This window comes from Streptomyces koelreuteriae (genome assembly GCF_018604545.1).
In the GTDB taxonomy this organism is placed as follows: Bacteria; Actinomycetota; Actinomycetes; order Streptomycetales; family Streptomycetaceae; genus Streptomyces; species Streptomyces koelreuteriae.
Genome location: NZ_CP075896.1, coordinates 865,246 through 880,231 on the forward strand (window position 1 = coordinate 865,246; position 14,986 = coordinate 880,231).

Below are 14,986 nucleotides of genomic sequence, written 5' to 3' on the forward strand. Positions count from 1 at the left end.
CGCTTGTCAAAGGCTTGACAGCCACGGGAAACCGCGCTCAGGGTGGGCTGGACAGGTTCTGGAACGGTCCAAAGAGGGGCTCTCATGGTGGACACGCTCGGCGTCGCCGTCATCGGATTCGGCTGGATGGGGCGGGTGCACACCCAGGCGTACGCGCGCGTGCGGCACCACTTTCCGCGGTTGCCCCTCGTCCCGGAGCTGGTGACGGTCGCCGAGGAGGTGCCGGGCCGGGCGGAGGAGGCCGCCGCGCAGTTCGGGTTCGCCTCGACGACGCGTGACTGGCGCGAGGTGGCCGCCGACCCCCGGGTGAAGGCGGTCAGCATCACCGCGCCCAACTTCCTGCACCGCGAGATCGGCGTCGCCATGGCCGAGGCGGGCAAGCACATCTGGATCGAGAAGCCGGTGGGTCTGACCGCCGAGGACGCCGGCGCGGTGGCGGACGCGGTGGCGAAGGCGGGCGTGCAGGGCACCGTCGGCTTCAACTACCGCAACGCGCCCGCCGTGGAGGCGGCCCGCGAGCTGATCGCCTCCGGGGAGATCGGCACGGTCACGCATGTCCGCATCCGGCTGTTCAGCGACTACGCGGCTCATCCCGAGGGTGCGCTGACCTGGCGGTACGAGCGGGAGCGGGGCGGCAGCGGGGTGCTGGGCGACCTGGCCTCGCACGGCGTCGACCTGGCCCGGCATCTGCTCGGCGACATCACCTCCCTCACCGCCGACACGGCGATCTTCCTGCCCGAGCGGGCCCGCCCGACCGGCGCCACGGCGGGCCACAGCCGCGCCTCCGGCGGGGAGATCGGCCCCGTCGAGAACGAGGACTACGTGAGCTGCCTGCTGCGCTTCGCCTCCGGGGCCCGCGGTGTGCTGGAGGCCTGCCGGGTCTCGGTCGGCGAGCAGAACAACTACGGCTTCGAGGTGCACGGCACGAAGGGCGCGGTGTTCTGGGACTTCCGCCGTATGAACGAACTGGGCGTCAGCCGCGGCACGACGTACCAGGACCAGTCCGTCACCACGGTGTACGTCGGCCCGGGCCACGGCGAGTTCGCCGCGTTCCAACCCGGTGCGGCGAACTCGATGGGTTACGACGACCTGAAGGTCATCGAGGCGTACCGCTTCCTCCGGTCGGTCGCCGAGGGCACCCCGCACGGGGCGACGCTCACGGACGCCGTGCACAGCGCCGCCGCGCTGGACGCGATGGCGCGATCGGCGGCCGGTGGTGCGTGGGCGGACGTGGCCGGGCGGGCCTGACGCCGTACCGTCAGCGCGGGCTCTGCAGCCGTCGGCCCAGGAAGACCTTCGCCGGGACGAGGACGAGCCACAGCCACATGATCCTGGGACCGGCCACCAGGGCCAGCGGGACGGTGGCGAGGAAGACCACCACCGTCGTCGCGCTGTCGAGCAGGTAGAGCCCGGTCCCCGCCTCGGAGGGCGTGCCGTGGCGCAGCCAGGGGCGCTTCGCCAGGACGGCGGCCACCGTGAGATGGCAGGCGCCGAGCGCGGCGACCGCGGCCGCGTAGACGGCGACCGACACGGACTGGGCGCCGTACTCGGCGAGCAGCCGGGTCGGGAAGGGCACGAGCGCCGCGACACCCAGGCCGACGATGGAGACGACGATGACCTGTCCGTCGATCTCGCGGACGTCCTGGAAGATCCGGCGATGGTCCCGCCAGAAGCTGCCCAGCACCACGACGCTCAGCGCGTAGGCGCCGAGGTCCGGCAGCAGCGCCCGCAGGGACTCGCGATACGCGGCGGGTTCGAGATCCCGGGGCACGTTGAGATCCAGGACGAGCAGGGTGATGGCGATGGCGAACACACCGTCGACCAGGGTCACCAACCGCTCGGGCCCGCCGTCCGGGCGCGATGTCCACATGGGCACGACGGTAAGGCACCCCGCCTCACACACCCGGGGCCTGCGGCGGCATGTTGTACGGCGTCACCACCTGGATCGCGGACGGCGGCGTCACTCCCGCCGGCGGCAGCGCGTCGTGCGCCCGCATGACGGTGTGGCAGGCCTCGCGTACGTCCTGGCGCAGGTCGTGGTGGAGCACGGCGGACAGGCGGTGCTCGCGCAGCAGCCGGGTGTTGTCCTGGTCGAGGTCGTGCGCCACGAACACGGCGCACTCGCGGCCGAGGTCCTCGAACGCCCTGAGCGTGGCGATGTTGCCGCCGCCGATCGAGTACACCGCGCGGATGTCCGGGTCGCGTTCCAGCGCGGCCCGGACGAGGTCGTACTGGGTGGCGTCGAGGCCCTGCCCCTCGGCGATCTCGACGAGCGTGCGCTCGGGGTGCCGAGCACGCATCACCCCTCGGAAGCCCATCTCGCGCTCCTCCTCGTTGCGGAAGAAGCCGCTGCTGAGGCTGGTGAGGATGTTGCCCGGCCGGTCGCCGAGCCACTGTCCCGTCAGATACGCGGCCGTCGCCCCGGCGGCCCGGTCGTCGATGCCGACATAGGCGCGTCGGGCGCTGGCGGGCAGGTCCGTCACCAGGGTCACGACCGGGATGCCGGCGGCTTCGAGCCGGCCGACGGCGGCGGTGATCTCCGGGACGTCCGGGGCCTTGAGGATGACGCCCTGCGAGCCGCGCCGGGCGATCCGGTCCAGGGTGCGCACCAGTTCCCCGACCGGGCCGGTCTCACGGAAGTGGAAGCGGGAGCGCAGCACCGCCGGGTGCAGGGACGGCAGCTCGGCCTCCAGGGCGGCGCGGATCGCCGTGGTGAAGCGCTCGGGCGCCTGCATCACGATGTCGACCATGAACGTCCGGCCGACGAGCCGGACCTGGGTGCGCTGCCGGTCCAGGTCGGCTATCGCCCGGCGCACCTCCCGCGCGGTGCTCTCCCGCACCCCGCCCCGGCCGTTGAGCACCCGGTCGACGGTCGCCTCGCTCAGTCCCGCCTGGCGGGCGATCTCCCGGATCGGGAAGGGGTGGCCCATGCGCCGGCTCCTTGAGGGGTTTTTGATGGCTGCCTGCTGGTTGTTCGAGGGGTTTGTAATGACAAGAATGACAGGGCTGCGTCGCTCCGTGACCCCGAAGGGACGACGATGTCCTTCACTTCCGTACACCACCGTGCCTGGCTGTCCGAGCAGGACTGCGATCTCGACGCGTTCCGCGCGCTGGTCGAGCAGGACACCGACCCCGCCGACTATCCGCACGCCTCCGCCGTGGAGCGGAACGTGCCGGTCTACGACACCGGGCTGCTGGAGGGCGACCGGGTGGTCCAGGCCGAGCTGGTGCGGGCGCTCGCCGACGGGCCCGGCATCGTCGTCTTCCGCGGGGCGTTTCCCGACCCGGACGTCGTGGACCGGGCCACCGCCGTGTTCGAGGCGCTGATCGCCGAGCAGCGCGCCTCGGGCGCGACCGCCGGTGACCATTTCGCGAAGCCGGGCGCCAACGACCGGGTGTGGAACGCGCTGGAGAAGGCGGCCCTGTACGACGCGGAGGCCTTCGCCGACTACTACGCCAACGAGGTGCTGGCGCTGGTCGCCACGGCCTGGCTGGGCCCCGGCTACCAGGTCACCTCGCAGCTCAACGTGGTCAACCCGGGCGGCGCCGCGCAGAGCGCGCACCGCGACTACCACCTGGGCTTCCTGTCGAACGAGGTCGCCGCCGCCTACCCCGCGCACGTGCACCGCCTCTCCCCCGTGCTGACCCTCCAGGGCGCGGTCGCGCACTGCGACATGCCGGTGGAGTCCGGGCCGACGATGTATCTGCCGCACTCGCAGAAGTACGAGCCCGGCTATCTCGCCTGGCGGCTCCCGCCGTTCCGGGCGTACTTCGAGGCGCACCAAGTGCAGTTGCCGCTCGCGAAGGGCGACGCGGTGTTCTTCAACCCGGCCCTCTTCCACGCCGCCGGCACCAACCGCTCGGCGGACATCCGGCGCATGGCCAACCTGCTGCAGGTGTCGTCCGCGTTCGGGCGCGCGATGGAGACGGTGGACCGGGAAGCCGTGGCGAACGCGGTGTACCCGGTGCTGCTGCGGCGGGAGGCCGAAGGCCGGGACCAGGCGTGGCTGGAGAGGGTGATCGCGGCGAGCGCCGAGGGCTACCCCTTCCCCACCAACCTCGACAGCGACCCACCGCTCGACGGTCTGGCCCCGCCCTCGCAGGCGGATCTCCTGCGGCGGGCGCTGCGCGAGAAGTGGACGCCGCGGGCGCTGCGGGCGCGGCTGCGGGCCGGCACCGAACGACGAGAGAGCTGAGGACTTCGTGGGACTTCTCGACAACAAGGTCGTCCTGGTCAACGGCGGCAGCCAGGGCGTCGGCGCCGCCGTCGCGCGGGCCGCCGTCCGCGAGGGGGCGGTCGTGGCCGTCACCGGGCGGCGCCCCGAGCCCGGCGAGGCCTTGGTGGAGGAGCTGATCGCCGCGGGCGGCAAGGCCCTGTACGTCCGGGCCGACCTGTCGGACGCCGAGCAGGCGAAGGACTCCGTGGCCCGGGTCGTCCAGGCGTACGGCCGTGTCGACTGCCTGGTGAACTCCGCCGGGCTGACCTCGCGCGGGACGCTGCTGGACACCACGCCCGAGCTGTTCGACCAGCACATCGGGATCAACCTCAAGGGGCCGTTCTTCGCCATGCAGGCGGCGGTCGCCGACATGGTCGCGCGGAAGGCGCCCGGCACGGTCGTCAACATCATCACGTCGTCGGCGCACGGCGGGCAGCCGTTCCTCGCGCCGTACGTCGCCGCGAAGGCGGGGCTGATCGGGCTGACCCGCAACGCCGCGCACGCGCACCGGTGGGACCGGGTCCGGATCAACGGGCTGAACATCGGCTGGACGGCGACGGAGGGCGAGGACGCCACGCAGAAGGCCTTCCACGGGGCCGGGGACGACTGGCGTGACCAGGCCGCCGCGAAGCTGCCGATGGGCAAGCTGGGGCAGCCGGACGAGATCGCCGACTTCGTGGTCCTCCTGCTGTCGGACCGGTCCGGGGTGGTCACCGGGTCGATCATCGATTGGGATCAGAACGTCCTCGGCGGACTCGACTGAGGAACACAGCGCGCAGCACCACCCCCTGTTGACACCAAGGAGCAATACCCATGCGTATCGGAATCCTCGGCCTCGGCCGTATCGGCGCCTTTCACGCCGAGACCCTGTCCGGGCTCGACGCCGTCGAGTCGCTCGTCGTCACCGACCCGTTCGCGGGTGCCGCCAAGGCCGCGGCCGAGCGGTTCGGTGCCGAGGTCGTGGACTCGCCCGAGGCCCTGCTGGCCGCCGGCGTGGACGGCATCGTCGTCGCGGCGGCGACCGACGCCCACCCGGCGCTGATCCTGGCCGGGGTCGAGGCCGGTGTCCCCGTCTTCTGCGAGAAGCCCGTCGCCAAGACGATGAGCGAGGGCGTCGAGGTGCTCAAGGCCGTACAGGGCCGGGACGTGCCGATCCAGATCGGCTACAACCGCCGTTTCGACGCCGGGTTCGTCGCCGCGCGGGCCGCGGTCCAGGCCGGTGAGCTGGGCACACTGCACACCGTGCGGTCGACCACGCTGGACCCGGCGCCGCCGCCGGCCGCGTACATCGCCGCCTCCGGCGGCATCTTCCGCGACTGCTCGGTGCACGACTTCGACATCATCCGCTGGGTGACCGGCCGTGAGGTGACGGAGGTGTACGCCGTCGGCGGCAACCGCGGCGCCGACTTCATCAAGGAGGCCGGTGACGCCGACACCACCGGCGCGATCCTCACCCTCGACGACGGCACCATCGCGGTGGTCTCCAACTCCCGCCACAACGCCCGTGGTTACGACGTCCGCATGGAGATCCACGGCTTCACCGACTCCATCGCCGTCGGCCTGGAGGACAAGCTCCCGCTGCGCTCGGTCGAGCCGGGCGTGACCTTCCCCGCGGGCACCCCGCACGACTTCTTCATGGACCGCTTCACCGAGGCCTACCGCGCCGAACTGACCGCGTTCACCGAGGTCGTCGCCGGCACCCGCCCCTCCCCCTGCACGATCGAGGACGCTCTGGAGGCGGGCTGGATCGCCGACGCGTGCACCCTGTCGCTGCACGAGCACCGTCCCGTGACGATCGAGGAGGTACGGGCGCTCTGACGTTCCGCTGCGGGAGGCGGGCCCTGGCACCCGCGGGCTCAGGGAGCGCGCCAGACGTTGGCGAACGCCTCGTCCTCGATGGCCCGTCGACGGCGGACGGCGCCCAGTTCCGCCACGGCGTCGGCCACGGCGGTGAGCACGGCCTGGGCGGCGTCGTCGGGCACCGGGAGGTCCTCGGGCACCTCGTCGCGCGCTCCGACGGCCGCCGCGAGTGTGGCGAGCACCGGTTCGTCGGTCGCCCGGCGGTGCCGGGCGCGCTCCCGGGCGGGGGACTCGACCGGCGTCGGCAAGGTGCCTCGGAAGCGGATCCAGGAGGCCCGCGGCCGTGCGAGGAGCCCCTCTTCCTCGAGGGCGGTCAGGTACTCCTGGGCCAGTCCGCGGCCCCTGCGCCACAGCCAGTCCTCGACCGGCTCGTACGGCTCCTCACACACCAGTGCCGTCGCCGCCCGCTCCAGCAGAGGGTCGTCGAGGGGCGGCGCGGGGCGGGACACGATGCGGTCGCCGTCCAGCGTCACCACCTCGGCACCGAGCAAGTCGATCACCTCGGCCCCGGCCAGCCCGAGCGACAGTTCACCCTGCGTCACCGGCGGGTCGGCGGCCGTGTCCATCGCCACGATCATCAGGTCACGTGCTGTACCCATCACCGCTCCCCTCGGAGGCACTGATCACGCTACGCCGCGACCGCCCGCGGGGCGACCAGGATCCGTATGCCGCGAGGCCACTACGAGGAGGAATGACAGGCATGAGCGAACCGGACCGGGAACCCCTGCGCATAGGACTGCTGGGAGCCGCGCGGATCACCGAACGCTCCCTGATCGACCCGGCCCGGGCGACCGGCCACCGCCTCGTCGCGGTGGCCGCCCGCGACCGCGCCCGCGCCGAGGCATTCGCCTCCGAGCACGGTGTGGAGCGGGTGGCGGGGTCGTACGCCGAGCTGGTGGCCGATCCCGAGATCGACGTCGTCTACAACCCGCTCGCCAACGGCCTGCACGGCCCGTGGAACCTGGCCGCCCTCGCGGCGGGCAAGCACGTCCTGTCGGAGAAGCCCTCGGCGAGCAACACGGCAGAGGCGGCGGAGGTACGGCAGGCCGCCCACAAGGCCGGGACGGTCTTCATGGAGGCCTTCCACTACCTCTTCCACCCGGTCACCCGCCGCCTGCACGAGCTGCTGGACTCGGGCGAACTCGGCGAGCTGCGGCACGCCGAGGCCATGGTCGCCATCGCCGCCCCGCCGGACACCGACCCCCGCTGGTCGCTGCCGCTGGCCGGCGGTGCCCTGATGGACCTGGGCTGCTACAGCCTGCACGCGCTGCGGATGCTGGCCCCCTGGGCGGGCGGCGCACCGCGCCTGGCCGGGGCCCGGGGCGGGGAGCGGGCGGGCGCGCCCGGGGTCGACGAGTGGCTGGACGCCGATCTGGAGTTCCCCGGGGGCGCGACGGGCTCCGCCCGCTGTCACATGGCGTACGACGGGCTGGAGATGAGCATCCGGATCGTCGGCTCCCGGGGCGAGGCGACGGCCCCGAACTTCGTGCTGCCCCAGCGGGACGACCGGATCGTGGTCCGCACCCCGCAGGGCGAGCGTACGGAACGGCTCGGGACGCGCTCGTCGTACACGTACCAGCTGGAGGCGTTCGCCGCCCGGGTGCGCGACGGTGCTCCGCTGCCGCTGGACGCGGACGACGCGGTGACGACCATGGAGCTGATCGACGCCGCTTACCGTGCGGCCGGGTTCGAGCCCCGGCCTCGGACCCGGGTGTGACCGGGCCCGGGCCCGGTCACACGTAGAGCTCGGGTCTCTCCACCAATTCGACCTCCACCCGCCCCCCGTCCTCCAGCGCCCGTACCCCCGCCTCGCACACCGCCGCGGCCGCGTAACCGTCCCAGACGCTCGGGCCGGTGACCTCGCCGCGGCGGGTGGCGTCGGCCCAGGCCTGGATCTCGTGGTCGTAGGCCGTTTCGAAGCGTTCGGTGAAGTCCTGGGCGATGGTGCCGCCCCAGCGGCCGGCCATGTTGGTGACCAGGGCGTGGCCGTCGCCGATGCGGGCGGTGCCGCGTTCGCAGACCACCTCGGCCTGGACCTGGTAGCCGAAGCCGCAGTTGACGAAGATCTCCACGTCGGAGAGGGCGCCGCCGTCCGTCTCGAAGACGACGAACTGCGGGTCGCGCAGTCCGTCGGGGGCGTTGTCGGAGGAGGTGGGGCGCAGCACCGTGACGGCCGTGATCTCGTGGCCGAGCAGCCAGCGCGTCGCGTCGGCCTCGTGGGCGACGGAGTCGGTGATGAGCATGGTGCTGGTGAAGAAGGGCGGGCTGGCCGCGTTGCGGTGCCGGTTGTGCACCATCAGCGGGCGGCCCAGCTGACCGGTCGCCAGCAGGGCCTTCAGCTTCGCGTACTCGGGGTCGTAGCGGCGCATGAAGCCGACCTGGACCCGGCGGTGGCCGAGGCGCGTTTCGGCTTCGAGGACGCGCAGGGCGGAGGCCGCGTCGGGGGTGAGGGGCTTCTCGCACAGGACGGGCAGATCGTGCTCGAAGGCGGCGAGGAGGGTGGCCTCGTGGGCGGGGCCCGGTGAGGCGATCAGGACGGCGTCGACGTCGGCCGCCGCCATCGCGGCGGCCGGGTCCGTGTAGGCGGTGCAGCCGTCGACGCGGGCGGCGACGGCTTTCGCGCGTTCCGCGTCGACGTCCACGACGGCTGTCACCCGTGCTCCGCTGGTGACTTCGTGGAGGCGGCGCACATGGTCGGCGCCCATCCTTCCGGTACCGATGACCGCGACTCCGAGGGTGGTGGCGCGCTCAGTCATGGCCGTCCTTTCGGGTCGTCAGGCGCCGCAGGACCTCAGGAACTTGCGGGTGCGCACCGCGATCGGCAGCGGCTTGTCCGGCTCGCAGGGGTACATGTCCTGCTCGACGATGGCGAAGAGGTCCACGCCGAGCTTCTGCGCGGCCGTCAGGACCGGGCCCAGCTCGGGGACGCCGGCGGGCGGTTCGCACATCACGCCGCGCTGCACGGCGGGACCGAACGGGACCTCGTTCTTGACGACGTCGGCGAGGATGTCCGGGTCGACCTGCTTGAGGTGGAGGTAGCCGATGCGCTCGCCGTACGTCTCGATCAGCTTGACGCTGTCGCCGCCGCAGTAGGCGTAGTGCCCGGTGTCCAGGCAGAGGTTGACCACGTCGGAGTCGGTCGAGTCGAGGAACTGCTCGACGTGCTCCTCGGTGTCGATGTGGGTGTCGGCGTGCGGGTGGACGACGATGTCCAGGCCGTACTTGTCCTTCACCTCACGGCCGAGGCGCTCCATGCCCGTGGTGAGGTTGCGCCACTGCTCGGTGGTGAGCTCCGGCGCCTCCAGGATCTCGGCGGTCTTGTCGTCCCGCCAGAAGGAGGGGATGACGACGAGGTGCTTTGCGTCCATCGCCTGGGTGAGCGCGGCGACGTTGCTGACCTGCTCCCAGGTGGATTCCCACTCGGAGGGGCCGCGGTGCAGACCGCAGAAGATGGTGCCGGCGGAGACCTTGAGGTTCCGCTTGGTCACCTCGTCGGTGAGCCGGGCCGGGTCGGTCGGCAGGTAGCCGTACGGGCCGAGTTCGATCCACGAGTAGCCGGCTTCGGCGACCTCGTCGAGGAAGCGGACCCAGGGCACCTGATGGGGGTCGTCGGGGAACCAGACGCCCCAGGAGTCGGGGGCGGAGCCGACCCGGATGCGGTCGAGCGCGAGGGCCATGTCAGGACTTTCCTTCCGAAGACGAGGCTACGGGGGCGGTGAGTTCTCCCGCCTCGGGGAGCTCTTCGACGTCGACGCCGCGTACTTGCGCCAACTCGTGCTTGAGGGAGGCCAGTTCGGTACCGCCGGCCATGTGGTTGGTCAGCTCTTCGAGGCTGACCTCGCTGCGGGAGGCGGACAGTTCCATGGTGCCGAGGCGCAGCACGCTGAAGTGGTCGCCGACCATGTAGGCGTGGTGCGGGTTGTGGGTGATGAAGATGACGCCGAGGCCCTTCTCGCGGGCGGCGGCGATGTACTTCAGCACGACACCGGACTGCTTGACGCCGAGGGCGGCGGTCGGCTCGTCGAGGATCAGGACGCGGGCGCCGAAGTAGACGGCGCGGGCGATGGCCACGCACTGGCGCTGACCGCCGGAGAGCGTGCCGATGGGCTGCTCCATGTCGTCGAGGACGATGCCCATGTTGCGCAGTTCCTCGTCGGCGGTCTTCTTCATCGTGTCGATGTCGAGACGGCGCACGGGCCAGGGGCCCTTGGTGATCTCGGAGCCGAGGAAGAAGTTGCGCCAGACCGGCATCAGCGGGACGACGGCGAGGTCCTGGTACACCGTGGCGATGCCCTTGTCGAGGGCCTCGCGCGGGGTGGAGAAGCGCACGGGGGCGCCGTCGACGAGGAACTCGCCCTCGGTGTGCTGGTGCAGCCCGGAGATGATCTTGATGAGGGTGGACTTGCCGGCGCCGTTGTCGCCGAGGACGCAGGTCACCTGGCCGGGGTGGACGGTGAGGTCGACGCCGTGCAGGGCGCGGATGTTGCCGTAGGACTTGCCGGCGCCCTTGAGTTCGACGAGGGGAGCGTCCTTGGCGGCGGCCTCGTCGGTGGCGGTTGCTTCGCTGGTCATTGCGGTCACCTCCGGGTCGCCGTGCGCTGGACCCACAGATTGATGAGGACGGCGCCGAGGAGCATCACGCCGAGGAATGCCTTGAACCAGTCGGGGTTCCAGCCGGCGTAGACGATGCCCTGCTGCACCATGCCGAACATGAAGGCGCCGAAGACCGGGCCGATCGCGGAGCCGTAGCCACCGGTGAGCAGACAGCCGCCGATGACGGCGGCGGCGATGTAGATGAGCTCGATACCGACGCCCTCGCCGGACTGCACGGTGTTGAAGGAGAACAGCTGGTGCATGCCGACGAACCAGGCGCCGAAGCCGACCAGCATGAACAGCGAGATCTTGGTGAAGGTCACCGGGACGCCGACGGCCCGGGCGGAGTGCTTGTTGCCGCCGACCGCGAAGATCCAGTTGCCGTACTTGGTGCGCAGCAGGACCCAGGTGGCCAGGGCCGCGAAGACCAGCCACCACACCACGGTGATCTTGACGTTGACCCCGCCGACCTCGAAGGACGAGGCGAAGAGCTTCTGCGCCTGGGTGAAGCCGTCCATGTCGCTGATGTCGTCGGTGGCGACGTTCCCGGTGACCAGCTTGGTGACGGCGAGGTTCACGCCCTGGAGGATCAGGAAGGTGCCCAGGGTGACCAGGAAGCTCGGCAGGCCGGTCTTGACCAGCAGCCAGCCGTTGAACGCGCCGATCGCGAGCGACACGATCAGGGCGACGATCACGCCCACCCAGACGTTCAGGGTCAGCTGGTAGCTGAGCATCGACGCGGTCAGCGCCGAGGTGATCACGGCGACACCGGCCGACAGGTCGAACTCGCCGCCGATCATCAGCAGGGCCACGGGCAGGGCCATGATCCCGATGGTCGACGACTGGTAGAGGATGTTGGCCATCGAGCTGCCATCGCGCACCGGCGGCGCCGCGATCAGGAAGAACACGAGCACGGCGACGGCGCCGAGGAAGACGCCGACCTCGGGCCGGGCGAGCAGCCGCAGTGCCAGCGGGCGCTGTCGCGTCCGGCCGTCGGACTGCTTTCGGCCGGGAGCCGGCGGTGTGTCCACCGCCGGCGTGGCCTGCTGGGTCATGCTCATCACCGGTTGCCCTTCGCGGCGAACTCCCCGATCTTGTCGACGTTGGACTTGTCGACGAAGGCCGGACCGGTCAGCACGGGCTGCTCACCGCCACCGCTGTAGTTGCCGTTGTTCTTGTAGAGCCACAGACCGTCGACGGCCAGGTACCCCTGGAGGTAGGGCTGCTGGTCGACGGCGAACTGGATGTCGTCGCTCTTGATGGACTTGATGAGGTCCTTGTTGAGGTCGAAGGTGGCGACCTTCGCCTTGCTGCCGGCGTCGCCGATCGACTGCACGGCGGTCAGCGCGAAGGGGGCGCCGAGCGTGACGACGTAGTCGATGGACGGGTCCTGCTTGAGCTTGGCGGTGATCGTCGACTTCACGCCCGGCATGTCGGTGCCGTTGACGTTCTGGACGTCGAGCTTGCCGTCGAAGGTCTCCTCCACGCCGTCGCAGCGCTGGGTGAGACCCACGTTGCCCTGCTCCTGGACGACACAGAGGGCGTGCTTGGCGCCGACCTCGTTGAGCTTCTTGCCGAAGGCCTCGCCGGCGACGGACTCGTCCTGGCCGAAGAACTCCAGCATGTTGAGCTTCTTCCAGTCGCTCAGGCCGGAGTTGAGGCCGACGACGGGTATGCCGGACTTCTCGGCCTTGCCTATGACGCCCTTGAGCGCGTCCGGCTTGGCGAGGGTGACGGCGATGCCGTCGACCTTCTGGTCGATCGCGTTCTGGACCAGGTTGGCCTGGTTGCCCGCGTTCGGGTCGGCGGAGTAGACGAGCTTGATGTTGTCCTTGGCGGCCGCGGCCTCGGCGCCCTTGCGGACGGTGTCCCAGAAGGTGTCGCCGGGCGCCTGGTGGGTGACGAGGGCGACGGTCATGCGCGGCGTGGTCGCCTTGCCGGCGGAGGCGTTCGCTGCGCCTTCCTCGGCCTCCTTGCCCCCGGAACTGCTGGAGCAGCCGGCGAGAGTCAGGGCCGCTGCCGCGGCCACGGCGACGACGGGCGCGATTCTGCGGGAGCGGGGGTGAGAAGAGCGGTCCATCTTTCCTGGCACCTCACTGTGCTACTGCGGTGGAAAGGGGAGGGATCACGAAGGGATCCGTGGTCCCGGAGCCTTACGGAGTCCGGATCATGATGCCGCAAACAGACTGTGGCGATGCCACGGGATACAAGTCCCTGCCGCGCTCGCTGTCAATACTTTGTTAAGACATCATTTCACAAGCAGGTCCGAATGTAAGTACAAACTATTGACAGCGCTGCCCTCCGCGACCTACACCTGAGGGGCGGCAGGTCCCCTGAATCCACGCCCCCACCGTGTCAGGGCGTCCCGGGACCCGCATCCCCAGCTTCCCGAGGAGGTCGCGCATGGCCGGGCCGGCACAGTATTTCGACTTGATCACGATGGGGCGCATCGGAGTCGACCTCTATCCCCTGCAGACCGGCGTCCCCCTGGACCGTGTGGAGACGTTCGGGAAATTCCTGGGAGGTTCGGCGGCCAATGTGTCGGTCGCGGCGGCCCGCCTGGGACGCCGTACGGCGGTGATCACCCGCACCGGAGACGACCCCTTCGGCACCTACCTGCACGAGGAGCTGAAGTCCTTCGGCGTCGACGACCGCTGGGTCACCCCCGTCGAGGCCTACCCCACGCCGATCACGTTCTGCGAGATCTTCCCGCCGGACGACTTCCCGCTGTACTTCTACCGCCGCCCCAAGGCCCCGGACCTGGAGATCGGCACCGACGAGCTGGACTTCTTCGCGATCCGCGGGGCCCGCATCTTCTGGATCACCGGCACCGGCCTGAGCGAGGAGCCGAGCCGCTCCGCCACGCTCGCCGCCCTCAAGGCCCGCGACAAGTCCGGCATCACCGTCTTCGACCTCGACTGGCGGCCCATGTTCTGGCGCGACCCCGACGAGGCCCGCCCGTACTACCGCGAGGCCCTCAGCCACGCCACCGTCGCGGTCGGCAACCTCGACGAGTGCGAGATCGCCACCGGCGTACGCGAACCGCAGGCCTGCGCGGAGGCGCTGCTGGAGGCGGGCGTGGAGCTGGCCGTCGTCAAGCAGGGCCCCAAGGGCGTGCTCGCCGTGCACCGCGACGGCACCCGGGCCGAGGTGCCGCCGGTGCCGGTCGAGGTGGTCAACGGCCTGGGCGCGGGCGACGCCTTCGGCGGCTCGCTCTGCCACGGTCTGCTCGCCGGCTGGGACCTGGAGAAGATCATGCGCCACGCCAACGCCGCCGGCGCCCTCGTCGCCTCCCGCCTCGCCTGCTCCTCCGCGATGCCGACGGAGTCCGAGGTTTCCGGCCTCCTCGCCGAGGCGCCGGCGTCATCGCCGTCGCCGTCGCCGAGCACGAGTCTCTGAAACGGAGCCCGCATTGAACATCGGCATCCCCGACCTCACCACGGTCAGAGCCCGCAACCCCGAGGCGGCCGCCGAGGCGGCCGCCCGCCGGGTGCGCCGCCCGCTGATCGGCGACAGCGGCCGGCTGATGATCGTGGCCGCGGACCACCCGGCGCGCGGCGCCCTCGGGGTCGGCGACCGGCGCCTGGCCATGGCCAACCGCGCCGATCTGCTGGAGCGGCTGTGTGTCGCACTGTCGAGGCCCGGTGTCGACGGGGTGCTCGCCACCGCCGACATCCTGGAGGACCTGCTCCTGCTCGGGGTGCTGGAGAACAAGGTCGTCATGGGCTCGATGAACCGCGGCGGACTCGCCGGGGCCTCCTTCGAGATGGACGACCGCTTCACCGGCCACCGCGCCGAGGACATCGCCCGGCTCCGCTTCGACGCGGGCAAGCTCCTGGTGCGCATCGACTACGACGACCCGGGCTCGCTGACCACGCTGGAGTCCACGGCCCGTGCCGTCGACGCCATGGCCGCGCACCGGCTGCCCCTTTTCGTGGAGCCGTTCATCTCGCGGCGGGTCGACGGGAAGGTCCGCAACGACCTGTCCGCCGAAGCGGTCACCCGGTCCGTGGCCATCGCCTCGGGCCTGGGCGGCACCTCCGCCTACACCTGGCTGAAGCTGCCCGTCACCGACGACCCCGACGACATGGCCGAGGTGCTGGAGACCTCCACGCTGCCCGTGGTCCTGCTCGGCGGCGAGGTCGGCGAGGACCAGGAGGGCGCCTACGAACGCTGGCGCAAGTCCCTGCGTCTGCCCACCGTCCAGGGCCTGGTCGTCGGGCGTTCGCTGCTCTACCCGGCCGAGGGCAGCGTGGAACAGGCGGTGGACACGGCCGTCGGCCTGCTCTGACGCACCTGGCACCTGCTGTGATGCA

Annotated in this window: 15 protein-coding genes; 7 read left to right on the forward strand and 8 right to left on the reverse strand. The window is 71.1% G+C overall.

Translation table 11 applies throughout. The features are described 5' to 3' along the window. Positions 1-84: 84 nt before the first annotated feature. Positions 85-1,248, forward strand: a complete 1,164-nt coding sequence (locus KJK29_RS03830; protein WP_215117175.1) for a Gfo/Idh/MocA family protein — start codon at positions 85-87, stop codon at positions 1,246-1,248. Positions 1,249-1,258: 10 nt separating this feature from the next. Here the strand turns inward: KJK29_RS03830 and KJK29_RS03835 are convergent, their stop codons facing one another. Both KJK29_RS03835 and KJK29_RS03840 read right to left on the reverse strand, forming a co-directional pair. After that, positions 1,259-1,870 (reverse strand): TMEM175 family protein, encoded by a 612-nt coding sequence (locus tag KJK29_RS03835; protein ID WP_215117176.1) that lies wholly within the window; start codon positions 1,868-1,870, stop codon positions 1,259-1,261. Positions 1,871-1,895: 25 nt separating this feature from the next. After that, on the reverse strand, positions 1,896-2,930 hold the full coding sequence (locus KJK29_RS03840; protein ID WP_215117178.1) for a LacI family DNA-binding transcriptional regulator: 1,035 nt from the start codon (positions 2,928-2,930) through the stop codon (positions 1,896-1,898). Between the two features lie 108 nt (positions 2,931-3,038). Between KJK29_RS03840 and KJK29_RS03845 the strand changes: the two genes are divergently transcribed. The 3 genes from KJK29_RS03845 to KJK29_RS03855 are packed head-to-tail and all read left to right on the forward strand — an operon-like array spanning position 3,039 to position 6,035. Next, positions 3,039-4,196: a phytanoyl-CoA dioxygenase family protein gene (locus tag KJK29_RS03845; RefSeq protein ID WP_215117179.1), complete on the forward strand. Its 1,158-nt coding sequence runs from the start codon at positions 3,039-3,041 to the stop codon at positions 4,194-4,196. Positions 4,197-4,203: 7 nt separating this feature from the next. Next, positions 4,204-4,980, forward strand: a complete 777-nt coding sequence (locus KJK29_RS03850; protein WP_215117181.1) for an SDR family oxidoreductase — start codon at positions 4,204-4,206, stop codon at positions 4,978-4,980. 50 nt (positions 4,981-5,030) lie between these two features. Beyond that, entirely contained in the window at positions 5,031-6,035 is a 1,005-nt protein-coding gene (locus tag KJK29_RS03855) for a Gfo/Idh/MocA family protein (RefSeq protein ID WP_215117182.1), read from the forward strand. 38 nt (positions 6,036-6,073) lie between these two features. Here KJK29_RS03855 and KJK29_RS03860 read toward each other — a convergent pair whose 3' ends face one another. Then, positions 6,074-6,676 carry a GOLPH3/VPS74 family protein gene (locus KJK29_RS03860; protein WP_215117183.1) on the reverse strand — a complete coding sequence of 201 codons (603 nt, stop codon included), beginning with the start codon at positions 6,674-6,676 and terminating at the stop codon, positions 6,074-6,076. Between the two features lie 101 nt (positions 6,677-6,777). Here KJK29_RS03860 and KJK29_RS03865 point away from each other — a divergent pair, with 101 nt between their 5' ends. Further along, positions 6,778-7,794, forward strand: a complete 1,017-nt coding sequence (locus KJK29_RS03865) for a Gfo/Idh/MocA family protein (protein ID WP_215117184.1) — start codon at positions 6,778-6,780, stop codon at positions 7,792-7,794. A gap of 16 nt (positions 7,795-7,810) precedes the next feature. Here KJK29_RS03865 and KJK29_RS03870 read toward each other — a convergent pair whose 3' ends face one another. From KJK29_RS03870 to KJK29_RS03890, 5 genes are read right to left on the reverse strand one after another with little or no spacing between them, the layout of a single operon-like run. Beyond that, positions 7,811-8,833 (reverse strand): Gfo/Idh/MocA family protein, encoded by a 1,023-nt coding sequence (locus tag KJK29_RS03870; RefSeq protein WP_215117185.1) that lies wholly within the window; start codon positions 8,831-8,833, stop codon positions 7,811-7,813. Between the two features lie 18 nt (positions 8,834-8,851). Continuing rightward, positions 8,852-9,754 carry a sugar phosphate isomerase/epimerase family protein gene (locus KJK29_RS03875; protein ID WP_215117186.1) on the reverse strand — a complete coding sequence of 301 codons (903 nt, stop codon included), beginning with the start codon at positions 9,752-9,754 and terminating at the stop codon, positions 8,852-8,854. 1 nt (position 9,755) lies between these two features. Next, positions 9,756-10,649 carry an ATP-binding cassette domain-containing protein gene (locus tag KJK29_RS03880; protein ID WP_215117188.1) on the reverse strand — a complete coding sequence of 298 codons (894 nt, stop codon included), beginning with the start codon at positions 10,647-10,649 and terminating at the stop codon, positions 9,756-9,758. A 5-nt stretch (positions 10,650-10,654) separates the two neighbouring features. Beyond that, positions 10,655-11,731 (reverse strand): ABC transporter permease, encoded by a 1,077-nt coding sequence (locus KJK29_RS03885; RefSeq protein ID WP_215117190.1) that lies wholly within the window; start codon positions 11,729-11,731, stop codon positions 10,655-10,657. Next, positions 11,731-12,750 carry a sugar ABC transporter substrate-binding protein gene (locus tag KJK29_RS03890; RefSeq protein WP_215117192.1) on the reverse strand — a complete coding sequence of 340 codons (1,020 nt, stop codon included), beginning with the start codon at positions 12,748-12,750 and terminating at the stop codon, positions 11,731-11,733. The genes KJK29_RS03885 and KJK29_RS03890 overlap by 1 nt, the downstream gene beginning before the upstream one ends. Positions 12,751-13,073: 323 nt before the next feature. On the opposite strand from KJK29_RS03890, the gene iolC reads away from it, so the two are divergent. Continuing rightward, positions 13,074-14,069, forward strand: coding sequence for a 5-dehydro-2-deoxygluconokinase (gene iolC / locus KJK29_RS03895; RefSeq protein WP_215117194.1), 996 nt, complete (start codon positions 13,074-13,076; stop codon positions 14,067-14,069). Positions 14,070-14,082: 13 nt separating this feature from the next. Next, positions 14,083-14,961 carry a Cgl0159 family (beta/alpha)8-fold protein gene (locus KJK29_RS03900; RefSeq protein WP_215117196.1) on the forward strand — a complete coding sequence of 293 codons (879 nt, stop codon included), beginning with the start codon at positions 14,083-14,085 and terminating at the stop codon, positions 14,959-14,961. Positions 14,962-14,986: the final 25 nt, after the last annotated feature.

Coding starts and splice junctions, on each gene's coding strand:
- KJK29_RS03830 (WP_215117175.1), top strand. CDS start 85: ATGGTGGACACGCTCGGCGTCGCCGTCATCGGATTCGGCTGGATGGGG.
- KJK29_RS03835 (WP_215117176.1), bottom strand. CDS start 1,870: ATGTGGACATCGCGCCCGGACGGCGGGCCCGAGCGGTTGGTGACCCTG.
- KJK29_RS03840 (WP_215117178.1), bottom strand. CDS start 2,930: ATGGGCCACCCCTTCCCGATCCGGGAGATCGCCCGCCAGGCGGGACTG.
- KJK29_RS03845 (WP_215117179.1), top strand. CDS start 3,039: ATGTCCTTCACTTCCGTACACCACCGTGCCTGGCTGTCCGAGCAGGAC.
- KJK29_RS03855 (WP_215117182.1), top strand. CDS start 5,031: ATGCGTATCGGAATCCTCGGCCTCGGCCGTATCGGCGCCTTTCACGCC.
- KJK29_RS03860 (WP_215117183.1), bottom strand. CDS start 6,676: ATGGGTACAGCACGTGACCTGATGATCGTGGCGATGGACACGGCCGCC.
- KJK29_RS03865 (WP_215117184.1), top strand. CDS start 6,778: ATGAGCGAACCGGACCGGGAACCCCTGCGCATAGGACTGCTGGGAGCC.
- KJK29_RS03870 (WP_215117185.1), bottom strand. CDS start 8,833: ATGACTGAGCGCGCCACCACCCTCGGAGTCGCGGTCATCGGTACCGGA.
- KJK29_RS03875 (WP_215117186.1), bottom strand. CDS start 9,754: ATGGCCCTCGCGCTCGACCGCATCCGGGTCGGCTCCGCCCCCGACTCC.
- KJK29_RS03880 (WP_215117188.1), bottom strand. CDS start 10,649: ATGACCAGCGAAGCAACCGCCACCGACGAGGCCGCCGCCAAGGACGCT.
- KJK29_RS03885 (WP_215117190.1), bottom strand. CDS start 11,731: ATGAGCATGACCCAGCAGGCCACGCCGGCGGTGGACACACCGCCGGCT.
- KJK29_RS03890 (WP_215117192.1), bottom strand. CDS start 12,750: ATGGACCGCTCTTCTCACCCCCGCTCCCGCAGAATCGCGCCCGTCGTC.
- iolC (WP_215117194.1), top strand. CDS start 13,074: ATGGCCGGGCCGGCACAGTATTTCGACTTGATCACGATGGGGCGCATC.